The sequence below is a fragment of the Variovorax robiniae genome, from assembly GCF_037889955.1.
In the GTDB taxonomy this organism is placed as follows: domain Bacteria; phylum Pseudomonadota; class Gammaproteobacteria; order Burkholderiales; family Burkholderiaceae_C; genus Variovorax; species Variovorax robiniae.
Genome location: NZ_JBBKZS010000027.1, coordinates 39,801 through 61,795, shown reverse-complemented (window position 1 = coordinate 61,795; position 21,995 = coordinate 39,801). Strand labels below are relative to the sequence as shown.

General features: G+C 66.3%; 23 protein-coding genes, 1 pseudogene and 1 riboswitch. Of the genes and pseudogenes, 5 read left to right on the top strand and 19 right to left on the bottom strand.

The genetic code is table 11. The features are described from left to right. From WKW79_RS32765 to msrA, 3 genes and pseudogenes are all read left to right on the top strand, one after another. A pseudogene (locus WKW79_RS32765) lies at positions 1-102 on the top strand (IS5/IS1182 family transposase); the annotation flags it as partial. A gap of 110 nt (positions 103-212) precedes the next feature. After that, positions 213-653, top strand: a complete 441-nt coding sequence (msrB, locus tag WKW79_RS32760; RefSeq protein WP_479694200.1) for a peptide-methionine (R)-S-oxide reductase MsrB — start codon at positions 213-215, stop codon at positions 651-653. Between the two features lie 16 nt (positions 654-669). Continuing rightward, positions 670-1,179: a peptide-methionine (S)-S-oxide reductase MsrA gene (gene msrA / locus WKW79_RS32755; RefSeq protein WP_340339417.1), complete on the top strand. Its 510-nt coding sequence runs from the start codon at positions 670-672 to the stop codon at positions 1,177-1,179. 82 nt (positions 1,180-1,261) lie between these two features. Here the strand turns inward: msrA and WKW79_RS32750 are convergent, their stop codons facing one another. The 14 genes from WKW79_RS32750 to WKW79_RS32685 all read right to left on the bottom strand — a co-directional run bounded on the left by WKW79_RS32750 (position 1,262) and on the right by WKW79_RS32685 (position 15,521). Beyond that, entirely contained in the window at positions 1,262-1,420 is a 159-nt protein-coding gene (locus tag WKW79_RS32750) for a hypothetical protein (RefSeq protein WP_340339416.1), read from the bottom strand. A 102-nt stretch (positions 1,421-1,522) separates the two neighbouring features. Next, positions 1,523-3,217, bottom strand: a complete 1,695-nt coding sequence (locus WKW79_RS32745) for an MFS transporter (protein ID WP_340339415.1) — start codon at positions 3,215-3,217, stop codon at positions 1,523-1,525. Positions 3,218-3,413: 196 nt separating this feature from the next. Then, positions 3,414-4,055: a 2-hydroxychromene-2-carboxylate isomerase gene (locus WKW79_RS32740; RefSeq protein WP_340339414.1), complete on the bottom strand. Its 642-nt coding sequence runs from the start codon at positions 4,053-4,055 to the stop codon at positions 3,414-3,416. Then, the gene (locus tag WKW79_RS32735) at positions 4,052-4,351 is read right to left on the bottom strand and encodes a DUF1289 domain-containing protein (RefSeq protein ID WP_340339413.1); all 300 of its coding nucleotides are present in this window, start codon (positions 4,349-4,351) and stop codon (positions 4,052-4,054) included. The genes WKW79_RS32740 and WKW79_RS32735 overlap by 4 nt, the downstream gene beginning before the upstream one ends. After that, complete coding sequence (locus tag WKW79_RS32730; RefSeq protein ID WP_340339412.1) at positions 4,348-4,836, bottom strand: YbaK/EbsC family protein; 489 nt, start codon at positions 4,834-4,836, stop codon at positions 4,348-4,350. Before WKW79_RS32730 ends, WKW79_RS32735 begins: the two co-directional genes overlap by 4 nt. Before the next feature lie 11 nt (positions 4,837-4,847). Beyond that, complete coding sequence (locus WKW79_RS32725) at positions 4,848-5,768, bottom strand: hydroxymethylglutaryl-CoA lyase (protein WP_340339411.1); 921 nt, start codon at positions 5,766-5,768, stop codon at positions 4,848-4,850. Positions 5,769-5,892: 124 nt separating this feature from the next. After that, complete coding sequence (locus WKW79_RS32720; RefSeq protein WP_340339410.1) at positions 5,893-6,834, bottom strand: 2-hydroxyacid dehydrogenase; 942 nt, start codon at positions 6,832-6,834, stop codon at positions 5,893-5,895. Positions 6,835-6,851: 17 nt separating this feature from the next. Beyond that, positions 6,852-8,852 (bottom strand): acetyl/propionyl/methylcrotonyl-CoA carboxylase subunit alpha, encoded by a 2,001-nt coding sequence (locus tag WKW79_RS32715; protein ID WP_340339409.1) that lies wholly within the window; start codon positions 8,850-8,852, stop codon positions 6,852-6,854. Continuing rightward, positions 8,845-9,516, bottom strand: a complete 672-nt coding sequence (locus WKW79_RS32710) for a DUF4126 domain-containing protein (protein WP_340339408.1) — start codon at positions 9,514-9,516, stop codon at positions 8,845-8,847. The genes WKW79_RS32715 and WKW79_RS32710 overlap by 8 nt, the downstream gene beginning before the upstream one ends. After that, positions 9,513-10,319 (bottom strand): enoyl-CoA hydratase/isomerase family protein, encoded by an 807-nt coding sequence (locus WKW79_RS32705; protein ID WP_340339407.1) that lies wholly within the window; start codon positions 10,317-10,319, stop codon positions 9,513-9,515. Before WKW79_RS32705 ends, WKW79_RS32710 begins: the two co-directional genes overlap by 4 nt. Then, positions 10,316-10,828 (bottom strand): DinB family protein, encoded by a 513-nt coding sequence (locus WKW79_RS32700; RefSeq protein ID WP_340339406.1) that lies wholly within the window; start codon positions 10,826-10,828, stop codon positions 10,316-10,318. The genes WKW79_RS32705 and WKW79_RS32700 overlap by 4 nt, the downstream gene beginning before the upstream one ends. A gap of 24 nt (positions 10,829-10,852) precedes the next feature. Further along, positions 10,853-12,475: a carboxyl transferase domain-containing protein gene (locus WKW79_RS32695; protein ID WP_340339405.1), complete on the bottom strand. Its 1,623-nt coding sequence runs from the start codon at positions 12,473-12,475 to the stop codon at positions 10,853-10,855. A 133-nt stretch (positions 12,476-12,608) separates the two neighbouring features. Beyond that, a complete protein-coding gene (locus tag WKW79_RS32690; protein ID WP_340339404.1) occupies positions 12,609-14,273 on the bottom strand; it encodes an AMP-binding protein in 1,665 nt (554 codons plus the stop codon). A gap of 75 nt (positions 14,274-14,348) precedes the next feature. Further along, positions 14,349-15,521, bottom strand: coding sequence for an isovaleryl-CoA dehydrogenase (locus WKW79_RS32685; RefSeq protein ID WP_340339403.1), 1,173 nt, complete (start codon positions 15,519-15,521; stop codon positions 14,349-14,351). A gap of 130 nt (positions 15,522-15,651) precedes the next feature. On the opposite strand from WKW79_RS32685, the gene WKW79_RS32680 reads away from it, so the two are divergent. Together WKW79_RS32680 and WKW79_RS32675 are read left to right on the top strand one after the other, a co-directional pair. Then, complete coding sequence (locus tag WKW79_RS32680; protein WP_340339402.1) at positions 15,652-16,689, top strand: AraC family transcriptional regulator; 1,038 nt, start codon at positions 15,652-15,654, stop codon at positions 16,687-16,689. Positions 16,690-16,813: 124 nt separating this feature from the next. Further along, the gene (locus tag WKW79_RS32675; protein WP_340339401.1) at positions 16,814-17,077 is read left to right on the top strand and encodes a hypothetical protein; all 264 of its coding nucleotides are present in this window, start codon (positions 16,814-16,816) and stop codon (positions 17,075-17,077) included. 16 nt (positions 17,078-17,093) lie between these two features. On the opposite strand, the gene WKW79_RS32670 is transcribed toward WKW79_RS32675, so the two are convergent. From WKW79_RS32670 to WKW79_RS32650, 5 genes are all read right to left on the bottom strand, one after another. Continuing rightward, complete coding sequence (locus WKW79_RS32670) at positions 17,094-17,639, bottom strand: hypothetical protein (RefSeq protein ID WP_340339400.1); 546 nt, start codon at positions 17,637-17,639, stop codon at positions 17,094-17,096. 127 nt (positions 17,640-17,766) lie between these two features. Then, complete coding sequence (locus WKW79_RS32665) at positions 17,767-18,291, bottom strand: CinA family protein (protein ID WP_340339399.1); 525 nt, start codon at positions 18,289-18,291, stop codon at positions 17,767-17,769. A gap of 1 nt (position 18,292) precedes the next feature. Beyond that, positions 18,293-18,958 (bottom strand): glutathione S-transferase family protein, encoded by a 666-nt coding sequence (locus WKW79_RS32660; RefSeq protein WP_340339398.1) that lies wholly within the window; start codon positions 18,956-18,958, stop codon positions 18,293-18,295. 78 nt (positions 18,959-19,036) lie between these two features. Continuing rightward, positions 19,037-20,932 carry a phosphomethylpyrimidine synthase ThiC gene (gene thiC / locus WKW79_RS32655; RefSeq protein WP_340339397.1) on the bottom strand — a complete coding sequence of 632 codons (1,896 nt, stop codon included), beginning with the start codon at positions 20,930-20,932 and terminating at the stop codon, positions 19,037-19,039. Positions 20,933-21,007: 75 nt separating this feature from the next. Further along, positions 21,008-21,116: riboswitch (TPP riboswitch) on the bottom strand. A gap of 138 nt (positions 21,117-21,254) precedes the next feature. Continuing rightward, a complete protein-coding gene (locus tag WKW79_RS32650) occupies positions 21,255-21,953 on the bottom strand; it encodes an HAD family hydrolase (protein ID WP_340339396.1) in 699 nt (232 codons plus the stop codon). Positions 21,954-21,995 lie beyond the last annotated feature (42 nt).

Here is a 21,995-nt window from a genome sequence, read left to right as displayed (position 1 = left end):
TACGAGAAACTCGAGCGCAGCTTTGTCGCCCTCAACCACCTTGCCGCTGCCATCATTGCCTTCCGCAAGGTACCTGCCGACGTCAACATAATTTACGGATAAGTTCTAAGCACCGGAGCGCATATCCGGGTTCCGCGACGGGGTTTCGCGACATCTGGATATTCAGCCGCGCGGCACCATGTAGGGTGCTCATCCAACCTTGCGGAGCCCCCATGGCAATCAAGTACGAGAAAACCGCCGAGGCCATTGCCCGCCTCACCCCGGAGCAACGCCGCGTGACGCAGGAAAGCGGCACGGAACGGCCCTTCACCGGCGAATACGACGAACACTTCGAACGCGGCCTCTACGTCGACATCGTCTCCGGCGAGCCGCTGTTTTCATCGCGTGACAAGTTCAATTCCGGCTGCGGATGGCCGGCATTCGCGAAGACGGTCGTCGACGAGAACGTCAACGAGATCAAGGATCGCAGCCACGGCATGATCCGCACCGAGGTGCGTTCGACGCATGGCGACAGCCACCTGGGCCATGTCTTCGACGACGGACCCAAGGCGCTCGGCGGCCTGCGCTACTGCATCAACTCGGCCTCGCTGCGCTTCATTCCGGAGGCGGAAATGGAAGCGGCAGGCTACGGCGAATACATCCCTCAACTCTAGGCAAAGGAAGCTTCAAATGACAACCGAAACCGCAGTGCTGGCCGGTGGCTGCTTCTGGGGAATGCAAGACCTCATCCGCAAGCTCCCCGGCGTGAAAGCGACGCGCGTGGGCTATGTGGGTGGCAGCAACGATCACCCCACCTACCGCAACCATCCGGGGCATGCCGAGGGCATCGAGATTGTTTTCGACAACGAGACGATCAGCTACCGTGAACTGCTGGAGTTCTTCTTCCAGATCCACGATCCGAGCACAAGAAATCGCCAGGGCAACGACGTCGGCACCAGCTACCGCTCGGCCATCTTCTTCACCAGCGAGGCGCAGAAGGCCGTGGCGCAAGACACCATCCGGGACGTCGATGCATCGGGCCTGTGGCCCGGCAAGGTGGTGACGGAAGTGACGCCCGCGCCGACCTTCTGGCAAGCCGAGCCCGAGCACCAGGACTACCTGGAGCGCCTGCCCGACGGCTACACCTGCCATTTCCCGCGCAAGGGATGGCGCCTGCCCAAGCGGGAAGCGACGCAGTAGGTCACCCGCGCGCCACGCCCCCGGCGCAGCAACATCAAGGCCTCACCCCCGCAGGCGGGTGAGGCCTTTTTCGATCCGGCGCCTACTTCGGTTCGCTGCCAGCCTTCGCAGGCTCCGGCGCATGCGTGGCGCTCTCGCCGCCGTGCTTCTCGCCCGACAGGTCGAGCTTGTCGCCGCCCTTCATGATCACGAACAGCGAGACGGCGGCAAAGATGACGAAGCCGACGATGAGTTTCCACATGATTGAGTCCTCCTGAAAAAGCGTTGCTCAAGAAAAAGGCCTCATCCGCAGCGCGGCATGAAGCCTCTTTGTTGAGCAGAGGGCGTGAGCCCTCCGTCAAGATCAGTCGTTCGCGTAGATGTCCACGTCCTTGGTTTCCTTGATGAACAAGGTGCCGATCACGAGCGTGATGCCCGCGATGATGATCGGGTACCAGAGGCCGTTGTACATGTTGCCGGTGCTGGCCACGATGGCGAAGGCGGTGGTCGGCAGCAGGCCGCCGAACCAGCCGTTGCCGATGTGGTACGGCAGGCTCATCGAGGTGTAGCGGATGCGGGTCGGGAACAGTTCCACCAGCATGGCGGCGATCGGGCCGTAGACCATCGTCACCAGCAGCACCAGCCAGAACAGCAGGGCCACGGTCATGAACTTGTTCATCTTGGCCGGGTCGGCCTTGCTCGGGTAGCCGGCGACCTTCAGGTCTTCGGCCATGGCCTTCTTGAAGCCGGCGATTTCCTTGGCGGACGCTTCGTCGAACTTGAGGTTCACCACGTTGCCGACCGGTGCTTCCACGGTCTTGTCGCCGATCTTCACGATCGCCTTGGAGCCTGGTGCGCCGGCCACGTTTTCATAGCTCACCGAGTTCTGCACCAGGAAGCGCTTGGCAATGTCGCAGGAGCTCTTGAAGTCGATCTCGCGGGCCACCGGGTTGCCCTGGAACGAGCAGGTGGCCGGGTCGGCCGTGACGACCACGCCAGCGGTGGCTTGCGCCTTGGCCAGGTCGGGGTTGGCGGCTTCGGTCAGCATCTTGAAGACCGGGAAGTAGGTGACCGCGGCCAGCAGGCAACCGGCCATGATGATCGGCTTGCGGCCGATCTTGTCGGACAGCGTGCCGAACACGATGAAGAAGGGCGTACCGAGCAGCAGCGCCGCAGCGATCATCAGGTTGGCCGTGGTCACGTCCACCTTGAGCTGGGCTGTCAGGAAGAACAGCGCATAGAACTGGCCCGAGTACCAGACCACGGCCTGGCCGGCGGTCAGGCCGACGAGCGCCAGGATCACGATCTTCAGGTTCTTCCATTGGCCGAAGGATTCGGACAGCGGCGCCTTGGAGGTCTTGCCCTCGGCCTTCATGCGCTGGAACGCAGGCGATTCTGACAGCGACAGGCGGATCCACACCGAGATCGCGAGCAGCAGCACCGAGACCAGGAACGGAATGCGCCAGCCCCAGTCGTTGAATGCGTCCGTGCCCATGACTTCGCGCACACCCAGGATCACGATCAGGCTCAGGAACAGGCCGAGCGTGGCCGTGGTCTGGATCCACGAGGTGTAGGCGCCGCGCTTGCCGTGAGGCGCGTGCTCCGCCACGTAGGTCGCGGCACCGCCGTATTCACCGCCGAGCGCCAGGCCTTGCAGCATGCGCAGCGCGATCAGGATGACCGGCGCGGCCACGCCGATGGTGGCGTAGCTGGGCAGCAGGCCGACGATGAAGGTCGACAGGCCCATGATCAGGATGGTGACCAGGAAGGTGTACTTGCGGCCGATCATGTCGCCCAGGCGGCCGAACACGATGGCGCCGAACGGACGCACCAGGAAGCCCGCGGCAAAGGCCAGCAGCGCGAAGATGAAGCCGGCCGCAGGGTCCAGGCCGCTGAAGAACTGCTTGGCAATGATGGCTGCCAGCGAACCGTAGAGGTAGAAGTCGTACCACTCGAACACGGTGCCTAGCGAGGACGCGAAGATGACCTTCTTTTCCTCTGCGGACATCGGTCGGGGTGCCGCGTGCGGCACCCCCCTGGAATCCAGTGTTGCTGCCATTGCGTCGTCTCCTGAAGAAAAACATGCGACCCCGATCGGGACCGTGCCGAATTCTTCGCCTGGGGACTGACCCGAGACTTTCGCGAAACTGACAGATGCTTACAAACTAGGGTGAAACCCCTCGGATGGATTTCATGATGCGGAAATAAGCACTGGGAAAAACCGCCATATGGTGCGGTTCTGCGCTTTTTCCGTGTCAGGAACGGGGACGCTGCAAGCCGGGCCGCTGCGCCGCGCCCTGCCATTGCGGGCTGTCGAACCAGGGGTCGTCCAGCAGCGCCGCGCGCAGCATCGCCAGGCTGTCGAATCCCCAGATCACACGGTCATCGACCGCATAGGCCGGCACGCCGAAGACGCCCCGCGCGAGCGCTTCGTCGGTGTTGGCCTTGAGTTGCGCCTTGACCGCATCGCCGCCTGGCTCTCGGCGCAATTCCAGGCGCGCGGCCAAGTCTTCCAGCCGCCGGGCATCGCCTGCCTCCTTGCCTCCGCGCCACACCTCGCGAAAGATCGTCTCGGCCACATAGCGGCTGACGTTTCCATCCGGCGACGTGGCGAGCGCGAGCCGCAAATGCGCCAGCGGATTGAACGGATGCGTGGCCGGCATCTCGATCTGGATGCCATGCACGTGCCCGAGCCACAGCACCTGCCGGTAGGTCCATTCGCGCTTGGCCGGAATCTCGGCCGGCCCCAACTGGCCGTGATGCTTGAGCACGGCGCCGAACAGCACGGGCTTGTACGCCACGCTGTAACTCAGGCCCTCCAGCGCCTTCGGCAGATGCTCGAAGGCGAGGTAGGCATAGGGCGAGATGAAGTCCAGGTAGAAATCGATGTGCTTCATGGCGATGCGGTTGATTCGTCGATGCGTTGCGCGAGGCGAACCCAGACCTGACGCTTGCCGGCGTCGTCCATGCGGCTCCATTGCGCGATTTCGCGGAGCGTGCGAAAGCAGCCCAGGCAGAGACCGCTGCCGTCATGGATGCGGCAGACCGAGAGGCAGGGCGAAGGCACCGGCTCCTCGCCGATCGCTTCGGCCACGCGCGCCGCGAGGGCCTGCGCCGCCAGCGCATCGAAGGCGTCGTCGTCGCGCATCGAGGCCGAGGCTTCAGGCATCGGCATCTGGCCCGAAGCGCTCACACCACGTCCGCGACGGGCGCGCCGGTCAGGCGTTCGAGGTCCTGCGGCGCCAGGCGCACGACCGCATGCGGATGGCCCGCGGCAGCCCAGATCTCGTCGAAGCGGAACAGTTCGCGATCGATCAGCGTGACGGCCGGCGTGGCATGCGCGAAGGGCGACACGCCGCCGATCGAGAAGCCCGTCTTCAGCTTGACGAAATCGGCGTCGGCGCGGCCGGTCTTGCCGACGATGGCATCCACCTTCTTCTCGTCCACGCGCTTGTCGCCCGAGGTGATGACCAGCACCGCCGACTCGTCGCTCTTGCGGCGGAAGATGATGCTCTTGGCGATCTGCCCGACCGCGATGCCGAGCGCGTCGGCCGCCTGCTGCGCGGTGCGCGCCGCATCGTCGAGCATTTGCGGCGCATGCGGATGGCCGGCGGCCTGCAATGCGCGCGCGACACGCTGGACGCCCTCGGGCAGGGAAAGAAGTTCAGAGCCGCACATGATTTCCCGCCTCACCCCGCGCGCTTCGTGCGAATCGCCTTCGACGCCCGCGAGTTCGGCTCGCGCCCCAGTGCCTGGCTGATGTACACGCCCGCGTCGATGAGCTTGTCCAGGTCGATGCCGGTCTCGATGCCCATGCCTTGCAGCATGTAGACCACGTCTTCCGTCGCGACATTGCCGGTCGCGCCCTTGGCATACGGGCAGCCGCCGAGCCCGGCCGAGGAGGTGTCGTACTGCCACACGCCCATCTCCAGGCTGGCCAGCGTGTTGCCCAGCGCCTGGCCATAGGTGTCGTGGTAGTGGCCGGAGACGTCGTCGATGCCGTAGTGCGCCAGCGTGGCCTCGATGGCGCGCTGCACCTTCACCGGCGTGCCGACGCCGATGGTGTCCGCCACGCCGACGTGCTGCACGCCGATGTCCTTCATCAGCTTCGCAAGCCGGCCCACGGCCTCGGGCGCGATCTCGCCTTCATACGGGCAGCCGACAGTGCACGACATCGCCCCGCGCACGTAGATGCCCTTGTCGCGCGCGGCGGCCACCACGGGTGCGAAGCGTTCGATGCTCTCGGCGATCGAGCAGTTGATGTTCTTCTGACTGAAAGCCTCGCTGGCGGCGCCGAACACCACGATCTCGTCGGGCCACTCCTCGCGCGGCGCCGCGATGGCCGCCTCGAAGCCCTTCATGTTCGGCGTGAGCACCGAGTAGCGCACGCCGGCCTTGCGCGTGATGCCGTGCATCACCTCGGCGTTGTCGGCCATCTGCGGCACCCACTTCGGGCTGACGAAGCTGGTCACCTCGATCTCGCGCAGGCCCGCATCCTGCAGGCGGTGCACCAGGCCGATCTTCACGTCGGCGGGGACGGGTTGCTTCTCGTTCTGCAGGCCGTCGCGCGGGCCGACATCGACGATCTTGACGTGGGTGGGGAGTTTCATGATGGGTCTCGTTTCAAGGAGGGGCGTTCGCCGGGATCACCCTACGCGCAAAGCGCAAGCCGGCCGCTCGCCACGGGAGAAAGCCAATATCGCGGGGGCAGGAAATCTCATGAAGCGCACGCGATCAATAGCCGCGCCGAGGATCCACCACGCCCGGCAGCGCATCGAATGCCGCGCCGGCTTCCAGCGCGCGGATCTTGCCGGCGATCTGGGCGATGGACTCCTCGCGCAGCGTGCGCGCCGAGGCATGCGGCGTGACGGTGATCTTCGGATGGCGCCAGAACGGATGCTCGGGCGCGAGCGGTTCGGCGGTGAACACGTCGAGCGTCGCACCGGCAAGCTGGCCGGCATCGAGCAGCGGGATCAGGTCGTCCTCGACCAGATGGGCGCCGCGTGCGACGTTGATGATGTAGCCGCCCGGCTTGCCGCCGTTGAGCTTCAGCAGGTTGTCTCGGCACAGGATGCCGCGCGTCTGCGCCGTGAGCGGAAGCAGGCAGACGAGCACGCGACTCGCGGCCAGGAAATCGTCGAAGCCCGCCTCGCCGGAGAAGCACCGGATGCCATCGATCTGCTTCGGCGAACGGCTCCAGCCCGTCACCGGAAACTCGAACTGCCCGATCGCCTTGCCCACGCGCTCGCCCAGCACGCCGAGGCCCATCACGCCGACCGTGAAGTCCTTGCGCTCGCGCGGACGGCGGTAGCTCCAGCGGCCTTCGCGCGCATCGGCTTCATAAACATCGAACTCGCGGAAATGGCGGATCAGCGCATGGCAGACGTACTCGGCCATCTGCACCGACATGCCCGCATCGTCGAGCCGCACGATGCGCGTCTGCGGCGGCAGATTGAGCTTGAGCAACGCGTCGACACCCGCGCCGATGTTGAACAGGCCACGCAACTGTTGCTGCTCGTCGAGGAACTCCTGCGGCGGCGCCCACACCACCGCGTGGTCGGCTGGCACGTCGCCCGGTGACCAGGGCGAGATGTCGGCATGGGGCAGTTCGGCTTGCAGGCCGGCGACCCAGGGTTCGGGGCGGTTGTTGTCGGTGAGGCAGACGGTGATGCGCATCGATCGAGCTTACTCAATCAGGCGCCGGCCGCGATGCGCAGCAATTCATTCCCCTCCGCCACCTGGTCGCCCGGCGCGAACATCAGTTCCTCCACCGTGCCGTCGGCTGGCGCGGCGATGGTGTGCTCCATCTTCATCGCCTCCATCACCGCCAGTGGCTGGCCCTTGCTGACCTTGTCGCCGGCCTTGACCGCGAAGGAGACGACCTTGCCCGGCATCGGTGCGGTGAGCCGGCCGCCTTCGGCCTGCGTATCGCCGGCATGCGCGAGGCGGTCGACCGCGAGGATCTTCGTGGCACCTTGCGCAGCGAAGACGTGCGAAGTGCCGTCGCGCTCGTAGACGTTCAGCGTGTGGCGGCCACCGTTGAACTCGACCTCGAATTCGCCGGAGGGGAACTGGCCCACGACCAGCGGTCCGGAGACGCCGCCGGCCTCGAGCGCGAAGCCGCCGTCGCGCTGGTAGGTCAGCGTGGCCGACGCGGGCTCGCCGCGGAATTCGAAGTCGAAGCGGCGCTTGTATTCGCCGAGCGCACGGAAGCCATCGCGGCGCGCAAAGGGCTCGGGCATGGCGGCCGGCCATTCGGTGATGCACTGGCGCGCGATGGCTGCCGCAGCCGCGAGCGGCAGGCCGAGCGGCTCGCGGTCGAACAGCACGGCGCGCTCGCGCTCGATCAGCGCGGTGTCGAGGTTGGCATTGGCAAAGGAATCGGTGGCGATGATGCCGCGAAGGAACTGCACGTTGGTCGACACACCGACGATGTGCACCTGGGCCAGCGCCGCATCGAGCCGCGCCAGCGCCTCGGCCCGCGTGCTGCCGTGCACGATGAGCTTGGCGATCATCGAGTCGTAGAAGGGCGAGATCTCGCCGCCCTCGCGCACGCCGTCGTCGATGCGCACGCGGCTGCGCTGGAAGGCCGTCGCCTGCGGCTTGCGGTAGACGTGCAGCGTGCCGGTGGCGGGCAGGAAGTTGTTGTCGGGGTTCTCGGCGCAGATGCGCGCCTCGATGGCATGGCCGTGGATCTGGAGTTGCTCCTGCTTCAGCGGCAGGGGCTCGCCGGATGCCACGCGCAGTTGCCATTCGACGAGGTCGAGGCCGGTGATGGCTTCGGTCACCGGATGCTCCACTTGCAGGCGCGTGTTCATCTCCATGAAGAAGAAGTTCATCGCGCCGCCGTCGCGCTGCTCGACGATGAACTCCACGGTGCCGGCACCGACGTAGTTCACCGCCTTCGCCGCCGCAACGGCCGCCGCGCCCATCTCCGCGCGCATCGCCTCGGTCATGCCAGGCGCGGGGGCTTCCTCCAGCACCTTCTGGTGGCGCCGCTGCACCGAGCAATCCCGCTCGAACAGGTAGACGCAATTGCCGTGGGTATCGCCGAACACCTGGATCTCGATGTGGCGCGGGCGTTGCACGTACTTCTCGATCAGCACCGCGTCATCGCCGAAGCTGTTGATCGCCTCGCGCTGGCAGGAAGCGAGCGCGGCGGCGAAGTCTTCCGACTTGTCGACCGCACGCATGCCCTTGCCACCGCCGCCGGCACTGGCCTTGATGAGCACCGGGTAACCGATGCGGTCGGCCTCGCGCTGCAGCAACGCCGGGTCCTGCTCGCTGCCGTGGTAGCCAGGCACCAGCGGCACGCCGGCCCTTTCCATGAGTTGCTTGGACTCGGCCTTGAGGCCCATCGCCTTGATGGCCGAGGGCGGCGGGCCGATGAAGACAAGGCCCGCGTCGGCGCAGGCTTGCGCGAACTCCTCGTTCTCGCTGAGGAAGCCGTAGCCAGGGTGGATGGCTTCTGCGCCGGTCGCCTTGGCGGCCTCGAGGATCTTTTCCCAGCGCAGGTAGCTGTCCTTCGGCGCACTGCCGCCGAGATACACCGACTCGTCGCAGGCGCGCACATGGTTGGCATGCGCGTCGGCATCGGAATACACGGCCACGGTGCGGATGGCCATGCGGCGTGCGGTAGCGGCAACACGGCAGGCGATCTCTCCGCGGTTCGCAATCAGAATCTTCTTAAACATGGGACTTGTCTTCCGAGGAGGGTTTCTTGAGTTGGAATGCCGGCGTCACGCCCGGGTCGGGCTTGCCGCTGAAGATCTTTCGCACGCGCCCGACGAGCCCGCGCAGGAAGCGCCAGCTCTTGCGGATGAGCCACACGCTAAGCACCAGCACGATCGCGAACACGATGAAGAACACCACCGGGTGCGCCACGGCGAGCCAGAGGCTGGCCGGCACCATGCTGTCTTCCACCAGCGAGGCGCCCACGTTGCTGAACGGCTCCGGCGAGGTGTTGATGGCGGCTCGCGTGGTCGCCTTGGCCGTGTGCGCCGTCGCCGCAAGTCCGCCACCGAGCAACGCGGCGACCAGCGCCATCGTGCCGTTGTCCGCGCCGAAGACGCCGGCCGCGAGCGCCGCGCCGGCCGGCACGCGGATCACGGTATGCACCATGTCCCAGAGCGAATCGAGGCCGGGGATCTTGTCGGCGAAGAACTCGACGAAGACCATGAAGCCGCTGGCCGCCAGCACCACCGGATGGGCCAGCACCTGCAAGCCACCGGGCAAGGGCATCCAGCCGAAGAAGCCGGCCAGCCCCACCAGCAAGACGACCAGGTAGAGGCGCACGCCGCTGGCCCAGCCGATCGCGCCGGCCAGGGCAAGCAGTTGGGGCATGTCGAGGGAGGTCACGTCAACCAACTTGGCTTGCGCTTCTGGAGGAAGGACTGCACGCCCTCGCGGCCCTCTTCGCTGGCACGGATGTCGGCAATGCCATCCACGGTCTGCGCGATCAGCGCGTCGTCGATCTCGCGGCCGGCCACATCGGCGATCAGCGCCTTGCAGGCACGCACGGCCGCGGGGCTGGCATTGCACAGCGCCTTGACGATCTCATCGACCTTGGCATCCAGCGCATCGGCGGCGACGACCTCGTGCACGAGACCGATGCGATGCGCCTCGGCCGCGCTGAAGCGCTCCGCCGTGAGGAAGTAGCGTTGCGCCGCGCGCGTGCCCATCGCGCGCAGCACATAGGGGCTGATGGTCGCGGGGATGAGGCCGATCTTGACTTCGCTGAGGCAGTACCAGGCCGTGTCGACACTCACCGCCATGTCGCAGGCCGCGACCAGTCCCATGCCGCCGGCATACACGTCGCCCTGCACGCGCGCGACCACCGGCTTGGGGCACTCGTGGATCGCGCGCAGCATGCGGGCCAGGCCGCCGGCATCGGCGATGTTCTGCTCGCGCGTGAAGTCCGCGGCGCGGCGCATCCAGTTGAGGTTGGCGCCGGCGCAGAACGCGGGGCCGCGTGCGCCGAGGACGATCACGCGCACGGGCGCCATCGCCGCCACCGACGCGAAGGCCGCGCTCAGTTCGGCAATGACGACTTCGTCGAAGGCATTGCGCAGCTCAGGCCGGTTGAGCCAGATGCGCGCGACCGGGCCTTCGGCCTGGACTTCGAGCGTGGTGAAAGAAGCGGGTGTTGCGGTCGTCGTCATGAGGCGCGTGTCTTTTGTTGCAGCAGGTAGACCCAGTCGAGTTCAGGTCCGGGCCGGCCCATGGCCGTGAGTGCGGCCGAAAGCTGGCCGCGGTGATGGGTCGCGTGGTTGAAAGCGTGGCCGAGCGCGGGCGCGAAGGGGATGTGCACCGTCTCGCCGTTGTTGCGTGTGTAGACCAGTTCGCCTTCGAAGCGTGAGGCATCCAGCGTGGCGAGCCAGGGCGACCAGCGGCCGACCGCGGCGCTCAATGCGGCAATCACCGATGCGCGATCTGCATGCAGTTCGGTATCCAGCGGCAGGCGCAGCGAATGGTTCTCGGCAAATCGCGCGTACCAGATGTTGTCGGTCACCAGCAGGTGGTTGACCGTGCGATGCACCGAGCCGAAGTACAGGCCGCTGGGCCGATGCCACTCGTCGTCGCTGATCGGCGCGAGGTTCGATTCGAGCAGACGCGCCGTGGCCCATGCGTGATAACGCGCGAGCGAGGCAAAGTACTTCTGGAGTTGCATGGCGATCTCCCGATGGGGTTCACATCACATGCGGAACACGCCGAACTTCGGCTCCGGGATCGGCGCATTGCGCGCAGCCGACAGGCCCAGCGCCAGCACGCGGCGCGTGTCGGCCGGGTCGATGATGCCGTCATCCCAGAGGCGTGCCGTCGCGTAGTACGGATGACCCTGGTCTTCGTATTGCTGGCGGATCGGCGCCTTGAAGGCTTCTTCCTCTTCCTTGCTCCAGGCGCCGCCCTTCAATTCGATGCCATCGCGCTTGACCGTGGCCAGCACGCTCGCTGCCTGCTCGCCGCCCATCACGCTGATGCGCGCGTTCGGCCACATCCAGAGGAAGCGCGGCGAGTAGGCACGGCCGCACATGCCGTAGTTGCCGGCGCCGAAGCTGCCGCCGATGATGATGGTGAACTTCGGCACGTTGGCCGTGGCCACCGCCGTCACCATCTTGGCGCCATGACGCGCAATGCCTTCGTTCTCGTACTTTCGCCCGACCATGAAGCCGGTGATGTTCTGCAGGAACACCAGCGGGATCTTGCGCTGGCAGCACAGCTCGATGAAGTGCGCGCCCTTCTGCGCCGACTCACTGAAAAGGATGCCGTTGTTGGCGATGATGCCGACCGGCATGCCTTCGATCTCGGCAAAGCCGCAGACCAGCGTGGCGCCGAAGCGGGCCTTGAACTCATGGAACTCGCTGGCGTCGACGATGCGGGCGATGATCTCGCGCACGTCGAAGGGCTTGCGCGTGTCGGTGGGGATCACGCCGTACAACTCTTCGCGCGGGAAGTCGGGTGCGGCCACGCCCGGATGTGGCGCATCGGTCGCATCCTTGCGGTTGATGTTGGCGATGGCCGAGCGTGCGAGGGCCAATGCATGCAGGTCGTTCTGCGCGAGGTGGTCGACCACGCCCGACAGGCGCGTGTGCACGTCGCCGCCGCCGAGGTCCTCGGCCGTCACGACTTCACCCGTGGCCGCCTTCACCAGTGGCGGGCCGCCCAGGAAAATCGTGCCCTGGTTCTTCACGATGATCGACTCGTCGCTCATCGCCGGCACGTACGCGCCACCCGCCGTGCAGGAGCCCATGACCACGGCGATCTGCGGGATACCCTGGGCGCTCATGTTGGCCTGGTTGTAGAAGATGCGGCCGAAGTGCTCGCGGTCCGGGAATACCTCGTCCTGGTTTGGCAGGTTGGCGCCACCCGAGTCGACCAGGTAGATGCAGGGCAGGCGGTTCTGCTCGGCGATCTCCTGCGCGCGCAGGTGCTTCTTCACCGTCATCGGGTAGTAGGTGCCGCCCTTCACCGTCGCGTCGTTGCAGACGATCATGCAGTCGACACCGCTCACGCGGCCGATGCCCGCGATGATGCCCGCGCCCGGCGCCGATTCCACGCCCTTGCCATCGAGGTACATCGCATGCGCGGCCAGCGGCGCGATCTCCAGGAAGGGCGTGCCGGGGTCGAGCAACTCGGCCACGCGGTCGCGCGGCAGGAGCTTGCCGCGGGCCGTGTGCTTGGCCCGCGCGGCCTCGCCACCGCCCGCCTCGACCTTGGCGAACTGCTTGTGCAGGTCATCGACCAGTGCCCGCATCGCAGCGGCATTGGCCTGGAAGTCGGCCGAGCGGGGGTTGAGTTTGGATTCGAGTTTGCTCATTGTTTGTGTTCCTCCCTCTCCCTTTGGGAGAGGGCTGGGGTGAGGGCTTGGGCGGTGGCAAAGGTGCGGCGATCGTGAAGGCCGCTTGCCCTCACCCTGACCCTCTCCCAAAGGGAGAGGGAAGAAGACCGGGTCATGCCGTCTTCTCCTCGTTCAACCCCAGCTCATCCTTCATCGCATCGCGGATCTTGAACTTCTGGATCTTGCCGGTCACGGTCATCGGGAACTCGGGCACGAACTTGATGTACTTCGGCACCTTGTAGTGCGCGATCTGGCCCTTGCAGAAGTCGCGCACTTCGTCTTCGCTCACGGTCTGGCCGGGCTTGGAGATGATCCAGGCGCAGAGCTCCTCGCCGTACTTCTTGTCGGGCAGGCCGACGACCTGCACGTCCTGCACCTTGGGATGGCGGTAGAGGAATTCCTCGATCTCGCGCGGGTAGATGTTCTCCCCGCCACGGATCACCAGGTCCTTGATGCGGCCGACGATGTTGACGTAGCCCTCGGCGTCCATCGTGGCCAGGTCGCCGGTGTGCATCCAGTCCTCGGCGTCGATGGCCTCGCGCGTCTTGGCTTCGTCTTCCCAGTAGCCCAGCATCACCGAATAGCCGCGCGTGCAGAACTCGCCCGACTCGCCGCGCTTCACCACCGCGCCGGTGGCGGGGTCGACGATCTTGATGTCGAGGTGCGGCTGGACCGTGCCGACGGTGGAGACGCGCTTGTCCAGCGGCGTGTCGGTGCTGCTCTGGCAGCTCACCGGGCTGGTCTCGGTCATGCCGTAGGCGATGGTGATCTCGCGCAGGTGCATCTGCTCGACCACGCGCTTCATCACCTCGGTCGGGCACGGCGAGCCGGCCATGATGCCGGTGCGCAGGCTCGACAGGTCGAACTCCTTGAAGCGTGGATGGTCCAGCTCGGCGATGAACATGGTCGGGACCCCGTGCAGGCCGGTGCACTTCTCGGCCTGCACCGTTTCCAGCACCGTGATCGGGTCGAAGCCGTCGTTCGGATACACGATGGCCGAGCCGTGCGTGAGGCAGGCCAGGTTGCCCAGCACCATGCCGAAGCAGTGGTACAGCGGCACCGGGATGCAGAGCCTGTCTTCCGGCGTCAGCTTCATGCATTCGCCGATGAAGAAGCCGTTGTTGAGGATGTTGCGATGCGTCAGCGTCGCGCCCTTCGGGAAGCCGGTGGTGCCGCTGGTGAACTGGATGTTTACCGCGTCGTTCGCCTTCAGGGTCTTGCCGATCTCCGCGATGCGCGCATCGGCCGGGTCGCCGCTCGCGAGCAGGTCGGTGAAGCGTTGCATGCCCTCCTTCACGCCCTCGCCCGGCTTGTCGATCCAGACGATGTGCTGCAGCGACGGCAGCTTGGCCGGCCCGAGTTCGCGCAGCATGCCAAGGTAGTCGCTGGTCTTGAACTGCGACATCGACACCAGCGCCTTGCAGCCGACCTTGTTGAGCGCGTATTCGACTTCCGAAGTGCGATACGCCGGATTGATGTTGACCAGGACCAGGCCAACCTTGGCGGTCGCGATCTGCATCAGCACCCAGGGCGCGTTGTTGTGCGACCAGATGCCGATGCGGTCGCCGGGCTTGAGGCCCAGGTTCAGCAATGCGCTCGCGAGCCGATTCGACTCGGTCTGCAATTCACGGTACGTGAAGCGCTTGCCTTCATGGCGACTCACCAGCGCCTCCCGATCCGGCTGCTTCGCAACCATGTCGTCGAAGAAATCGCCGATGGTCTGTTCGATCAATGGCACATCGGTGGCGCCGTGGGCAATGCTCAGGTCAGTGGTCATGGTGATGTCTCATGAATGCGGAATGCGGGAGCGGACAGCCGAACGCAGAGTGCCTTCGGCTGTCCGTATTCGCATTCAGGCCGTCTCTGCAAACAACTCGCGCCCAATCAGCATGCGCCGCACTTCGCTGGTGCCCGCGCCGATCTCGTACAGCTTGGCGTCGCGCCACAGGCGTTCCACCGGGAAGTCCTTGGTGTAGCCGACGCCACCCAGCGTCTGGATCGCCTCGCCAGCCATCCAGGTCGCCTTCTCTGCCGAGTAGAGGATGGCGCCGGCGGCGTCCTTGCGGAAGGTTCGCGCATGGTCATTGCGATCGCAGGCCTTGCCGACCGCGTAGACATAGGCACGCGTGGCCTGCCAGGTCGAATACATGTCGGCCAGCTTGCCCTGCATCAGCTGGAACTCGCCGATGCTCTGGCCGAACTGCTTGCGTTCGTGGATGTAGGGCAGCACCGCGTCCATGCACGCGGCCATGATGCCCAGCGGGCCGCCCGAGAGCACGGCGCGCTCGTAGTCGAGGCCGCTCATCAGCACCTTCGCGCCCTGGCCTTCGCCACCGAGCACGTTCTCTTCCGGCACCTCGCAGTTGTCGAAGAACAGCGGAAAGGTGTTGGAGCCGCGCATGCCCAGCTTGTCGAGCTTGGTGCCGGCCGAGAAGCCCTTGAAGTTCTTCTCGACGATGAAGGCCGTCATGCCGCGCGCGCCCATCTCGGGCTCGGTCTTGGCATAGATGACCAGCGTGTCGGCATCGCCGCCGTTGGTGATCCACATCTTGCCGCCGTTGAGCACGAAGTAGCCCGACTTCTTCTCGGCCTTGAGCTTCATGCTCACCACGTCGGAGCCGGCATTGGGCTCGCTCATCGCCAGCGCGCCCACGTGTTCACCGCTCACCAGCTTGGGCAGGTACTTCTTCTTCTGCGCGTCGGTGCCGTTGCGATGGATCTGGTTCACGCACAGGTTGGAGTGCGCGCCATACGACAGGCCGACCGAGGCCGAAGCACGCGACACCTCTTCCATGGCCACGATGTGCGCGAGGTAGCCCAGTTCCGTACCGCCGTATTCCTCCTTCACCGTCATGCCATGCAGGCCCAGGTCGCCGAGCTTCTTCCACAGGTCCTTGGGGAACAGGTTGTCGCGGTCGATGTCCGCGGCGCGCGGAGCGATCTCGTTGGCGGCGAAGTCCTGGATGGCATCGCGCAGCGAGTCGATGGTGTCGCCCAGGTCGAAGTTCAGGCCGGGATCGTGCATGGGGTCTTGTCTCCTCAGGGGTGTCAATCGCGCCGCGAATTGGCGCAGGCAAGACCGCAGCTTACGCCCTGCGCCGTCGCAATTGGCGCCACAATGGTTGCAAATTGCGCCACCTGAATCGCCACGCCGCATGTCCTCCTCGCAGCTCCTTCCCGCCGGCCGTGCCGCCACGCCGATGGCCTTCGTGCGAGCGATCGTCCTGGGCTACCAGCGCTACGGCATGGACCCGTCGGAAGCCCTTCGGCAGGCACAGATTGCGCCGCGCGAGCTGGCCCGGCCGCAGGCGCGCGTGACGGCGGCGCAGTTCGAGGCGCTGAATGCCCATGCCATGCAGGAGCTCGACGACGAGGCGCTCGGATGGTTCTCGCGCAAGCTGCCCTGGGGCACCTACGGCATGCTGTGCCGCGCCTCGCTGGGCTCGCCCGACCTGGGCGTGGCCATCAAGCGCTGGTGCCGCCACCACCGCCTGCTGACCGACGACATCCTGCTCGACCTGCAGGTGGCGGGCGGCATCGCCACCGTGACGATCACCGAGCAGCGCGAGCTCGGCGCCTTCCGCGAGTTCTGCCTGGTGTCGAACCTGCGCTTCCTGCACGGCTATGCCTGCTGGGCCATCGACTCGCGCATCACGCTGCGCGAGGCGCGCTTTCCGTTCGAGGCGCCGCCGCATCGCGATGCCTACCCGCTGATGTTCAGTGGCGACCTTCACTTCGGTGCGGCCCATGCCAGCTACAGCTTCGATGCGCGCTACCTGGCCCTGCCACTGCAACGCGACGAACGCGCGCTTCGCACCATGCTCAAGCGCGCGCTGCCGCTCACCGTGTTGCAGTACCGGCGCGACCGCCTGCTCGGCCAGCGCGTACGCGAGTTGATTCGTTCCCGGCCCGCGGAAGCGGCCCATGCAGAAGCACTGGCAACCCTGCTCCACATCTCCACCCGCACCCTGCATCGGCAACTGCACGAGGAAGGTGTGTCGCTGCAGGCGCTGAAGGACGAGGTGCGCAGGGACCAGGCCATCGAGCAACTGCTGCGCAGCACGCGGCCCATCAAGCAGGTGGCGCTGGCCGTGGGCTTTCGCAACGAGAAGAGCTTTTCCCGCGCCTTCCGCGAATGGACGGGCGAATCGCCGGGCGCGCTGCGGCGGCGCTCGGCGGGGGCGGCTGAATAGGCCTGCGCGGGTGCGGTCGCATGGCCGTCGACCGTCAACGGTCACTTCATCGCAGGCTCGCACGTCTGTGCCGCCAGCCGCACAATGGTCGCCTTCAGCGTCTTTCTTTCAAGGAGGATTCGCGATGACCATCCGTATCGGCACGCTGTGCTACGTCGACAGCAGCTGCGAAGCCAGTCCCGCCACCCGGGGCGCGGTGGGGCGCATCGTCGGGGTGGTGTCGGCGCCCTACGAGGCGCCCGACATGAGCTACCTGCCCGGCACCTACTACGACGTGGCCTTCGAAGGCTGGACCTACTTCTGCCGCAGCGACAAGCTGCATCCGATTTCCGACCCCGGCGCCGACATCGGGGAATGGATCGAAGAGACCTTGGACGCCAACGCCTGAAACCATCTGACCGGCGCTACAGCTTCTGCGTATTCAGCACCAGCAACCCGCCCAGTCCCGCCTTGCCGTCGAGCCGGAGCTTGTCACCGGAGATCAGGGTGCGCGCCAGCGATTGCGGCACGCAGAGGTCGACCGTCACCGGCGAATAGTCCGCCAGTTCGACGCGCGCCCGCTGGCCGCAAGTCGGGCTGCTTTCCCGCACCTGCGCCACCGCCACGATCTCGCTGGCATCGGGATAGCTGTTGAGGTGGACGATGAGGTCGGGCACGAACAACACCAGTTGTGCCACGGCGAAGTACACGACGAACGGGACGATCACCAGGTACGGGCCGGCCGGCACGCGCTTGCCCCGCTCGCTGTCGAGCAGCACATAGGCCAGCGGGATCGAGAGCAAGGCGGAGTACTTCCAGGCCAGCGCAGACAGGAAGGCGCTCGGCAGGAAGGGCGGCAGGCTGCTGCCATAGACCAGGCCTGCCACGCACAGCAGGGCGCAGGTCAGCACGGTCAGCTTTTGCGGGGTGGTGGGTTCGGCGCGCGAGGAGAGAGCGGCAGTGGAGGTCATTCGATCGGCGTCAGGACCGGGACGTCGGACCTGTCATTCGCCCGCGCACCATACGGCCCCGAGCCTTGATGGAAGCTGACCAAGGCCGCAGAACATGCTGCGGGTGTCGGTCGCCGGGCGCTTCCGATCAGGACGCGGCCTGCAACACCTCGTCGAACAGCGCCAGCAGTTGGCGCGCGAAGACTTCCATGTTGGCGGGACGGTTCGTGCCGCCCGTCTCGATGGTCCGCACGCGCGTCGTGCCGCCGACGACCGCCACGCAGACATGGCCCGGCGCATCGCCGTAGGGGCTGCCGCTGGGGCCGGCCGCGCCGCTCTCCGCGATGCCCCAGGTGGCATGCAGCGTGTCGCGCATGCGGCCCGCGATGAAGGTGGCGTAGGGCTCTGTCTCGGCCCGCATGCCTTCCATGTCTTCCTTGGTCACGCCGAGCAGGTTGCGGCCAGCCCGCCGCGAATAGACCACCGCGCCGCCGAGGAAATAAGCGGACGCGCCCGGAATGGCCAGCAACGCCGCCGAGACCAGCCCGCCCGCGGACGACTCGGCCACGGCCACGGTCTCGCCGCGCGCCCGCAACTTCGCGCCGACATGCGCCGCCAGTTCCGCCAGTGGCGCAAGGCCTGTATCGATCGCTGGCGGGCGCGTGTCGCTCACGTCATGCAGCCGCTTTGGGGGACAGGCCCTGCGCGATGGCCGCGGCCTCTTGCGCGGCCATCGCGCGCTTGAAGCCGTCGCGCTGCTGCAACCGATCCCAGTAGGCCGCGACCGCCGGTGGCAGGCGCGGCCCGAGGTCGATGACCTGGGCCAGCATCAGCGAATAGCCCACCGAGATGTCCGCACCGGTGAAGCGCCCCGCGCAGAGGTATTCGTTGTGAGACAGCACCGCCTCGATGCCGCGCAGGCGCGAGAGGAACCACTTGGCATAGTCCTCCGCAGCCTGCGGCAGCCGGCGCTCGGGCGTCTCGAAGCGGGCGTAGCGCAGCACGATGGTCTGCGGAAAAGTCAGCGTGGCCTCGCCGTGATGCAGGTAGTTGAGCCAGGCGCCGAAAGCGGGCTCATCGGGCCGCACGTGCAGGCCCAGGCGATTTTCCGGGTCACAGCGCACGGGCAGGTATTCGCACATCGCGGCCGACTCGGTCATGCGCGTGTCACCATCCTCCAGCAGGGGGATCGTGCCGAGCGGGTTGATGTCGAGGTAGGGCTTGGCGAACACGCGCGGCGGAAAGGGCAGCATGCGCAGTTCGTAGGGCGCGCCGAGTTCTTCCAGCATCCACAGGGGACGGAAGGAACGGGCGCTGGTGCAATGGTGAAGGACGATCATGCGCTCAGTCTAGGCGCTGCCATCGTCCTCGGGTAACCCGGGCAAGCACGGGTTACGTGCCTGGACCGGGGCTGGGGCTCAGGTCTCGCTGCGGATCGGGATGTAGAACTCGCCGCCCCCGGCCTTGAACTCGGCCGACTTGCCTTGCATGCCTTCAACGAGCGCTGCGTCTTCCGCCAAGCCCTTTGCCGCCGCGTACTCGCGCACTTCCTGCGTTATCTTCATCGAGCAGAACTTGGGTCCGCACATGGAGCAGAAGTGCGCCGTCTTGCTCGCATCCTTGGGCAGCGTCTCGTCATGGAAGTCGCGTGCCGTGTCCGGATCCAGGCCGAGGTTGAACTGGTCCTGCCAGCGGAACTCGAAGCGCGCCTTGGAGAGCGCATCGTCGCGCGAGCGCGCACCCGGGTGACCCTTGGCAACGTCGGCCGCATGCGCCGCGATCTTGTACGCGATGATCCCCTGCTTCACGTCGTCGCGGTCCGGCAGGCCGAGGTGCTCCTTGGGCGTCACGTAGCAGAGCATCGCGGTGCCGGCCCAGCCGATCATCGCGGCGCCGATCGCACTGGCGATGTGGTCGTAGCCCGGTGCGATGTCGATGGTCAGCGGGCCCAGCGTGTAGAACGGTGCCTCGTGGCAGGTCTTCAACTGCTCGTCCATGTTGGCCTGGATCAAGTGCATCGGCACATGGCCCGGGCCTTCGATCATGGTCTGCACGTCGTGCTTCCATGCGACCTGCGTGAGTTCGCCGAGCGTGCGCAGTTCGGCGAATTGCGCTTCGTCGTTGGCATCGGCACCGGAGCCGGGACGCAGCCCGTCGCCGAGCGAGAAGCTCACGTCATAGGCCTTCATGATGTCGCAGATGTCCTCGAAGTGCGTGTAGAGGAAGCTCTCCTTGTGATGCGCGATGCACCACTTGGCCATGATCGAGCCGCCGCGCGAGACGATGCCGGTCATGCGGTTGGCCGTGAGGTGGATGAAGGGCAGGCGCAGCCCCGCATGGATGGTGAAGTAGTCGACGCCCTGCTCCGCCTGCTCGATCAACGTGTCGCGGTAGATGGCCCAGGTGAGGTCTTCCGCCACGCCACCGACCTTCTCCAGCGCCTGGTAGATCGGCACCGTGCCGATGGGCACCGGCGAATTGCGCACGATCCAGTCGCGCGTGGTGTGGATGTTCTTCCCGGTGGACAAGTCCATCACGTTGTCCGCGCCCCAGCGGATCGCCCAGACCAGCTTCTCGACCTCTTCCTCGATGCTCGACGTGACGGCCGAGTTGCCGATGTTGGCGTTAATCTTGACGCGGAAGTTGCGGCCGATCGCCATCGGCTCGACTTCCGGGTGGTTGATGTTGGCCGGGATGATCGCGCGGCCGCGTGCCACCTCGTCGCGCACGAACTCCGGCGTGATGATTTGCGGGATGCGTGCGCCCATCGGGTTGCCGGCCACACGCCTGGCGCGTTCGTCGTTGTCGAGGTATTCCGCCATCCATTCGCGCTTGCCGTTCTCGCGCAGCGCGACGTATTCCATCTCGGGCGTGACGATGCCGCGGCGCGCGTAGTGCATCTGCGTGACGTTGGCGCCGCTGCGTACGCGGCGCGGTGTGCGTTGCAAGGCCGACGCTTCGGCGCGCAGTTGCGCGATGCGCTCGCCTTCCTTGTCGGACATGCGTTCTTCATGCTTCACGCCGTCGTCCAGCGCGGCGCGGATGCGACCTTCGTAGCGTTCGGTGTCGCCGCGCTCGGCGATCCACTTGCCGCGCACGTCGGGCAGGCCGCGGCGCACGTCGATGTCGACCGAGGCATCGGTGTACGGCCCCGAGGTGTCGTAGAGCGACACGCACTCGCCATTGGTCAGCGCCACATCGCGCACGGGCACGCGCAGGTCGGGCCGGCTGCCGACGATGGCGGACTTGGTGGAAGCGGGGAAAGGCTCGCGCGTCAGCGTGAGCAGCGAGGCAAACTTGTCGACTGCATTCATGGGGCACTCCTGGGTTGATGAGGGTGCTCCGCAATCGCCCGACAAGCCCGGCGGCCACGACGGACCACCGGAAACGAATCAAACTGCAGCTCTTCTTCCGCCGGTACTAACCGGTTCAAGTTCGCGGGTTCGGTCGCCTGACGACCATCTCAGCACGCTGATGCGTGTACCCCGGAGCGAGGCGGATTCTAGGGGCGGCAAGCTGCCGCAACGCGCCGATCGCAGCTTGGAGATGTGTCAGGACGTGAGCGCGGACGGCCGTTCCGATTCGGCCTGCGGCTGCCTCCGCGACGATGCCGCGCATCGCCGCAGCACCCCGTTTTCAGCCGACTCGCGCAGCGCCGCGCCAGTTCGCCAGCAAGGCCGGCAACTGCGCCATGTCGACGAACACCTCGCTCGCGCCTGTGGCGCGCAGCGCATCAGCACTGCTGTGGCTCAGTCCGCCCGGGCTGTAGCCGAACACCGTGGCGCCAGCGGCAATGCCGGCGGCGGCGCCCGTCACCGTGTCTTCGATGACCGCGCAGCGCGCCGGATCGATGCCCAGCGCCGCGGCCGCTGCCAGGTACACGTCGGGGAAGGGCTTGCTGCGCGGCGTCTCGTGCCCGCTGAAGATGCGTCCCTCGAACGCATCGAGCAGGCCGACCTTGTCCAGTTGCAGTCGCACCTTGCCACGGTCGGCGCCGGAGGCACAAGCGATGCGGCCCTGCAGCGTCGCATGCAGCGAGCGCACGGCTTCGGGCGCGCCGGGCACTTCGAGCAGGTCGCGATCGAGCGCCTCGTTGCGACGCGCCTGGAAGCCCTTGAGCCATTCGGGCGTGATGGCAACGCCGGTCTTCTGCTGGATGAGCGCCGCCTCGTCCTTCACCGCCTTGCCGACGAAGGTGCGCATGCATTCCTCCAGCGTGAGCGCCCAGCCGAGTTCTTCCAGCATGCCGCGCAGCACGGTGTTGGTGATGGGTTCGGAGTCGACCAGCACGCCGTCGCAGTCGAACAGCACGGCTTCAAAGGGGAATTGGGGCATGCGGCGATGCTAACAACGGCGCCCGCCACGGGGCTGGTTGTT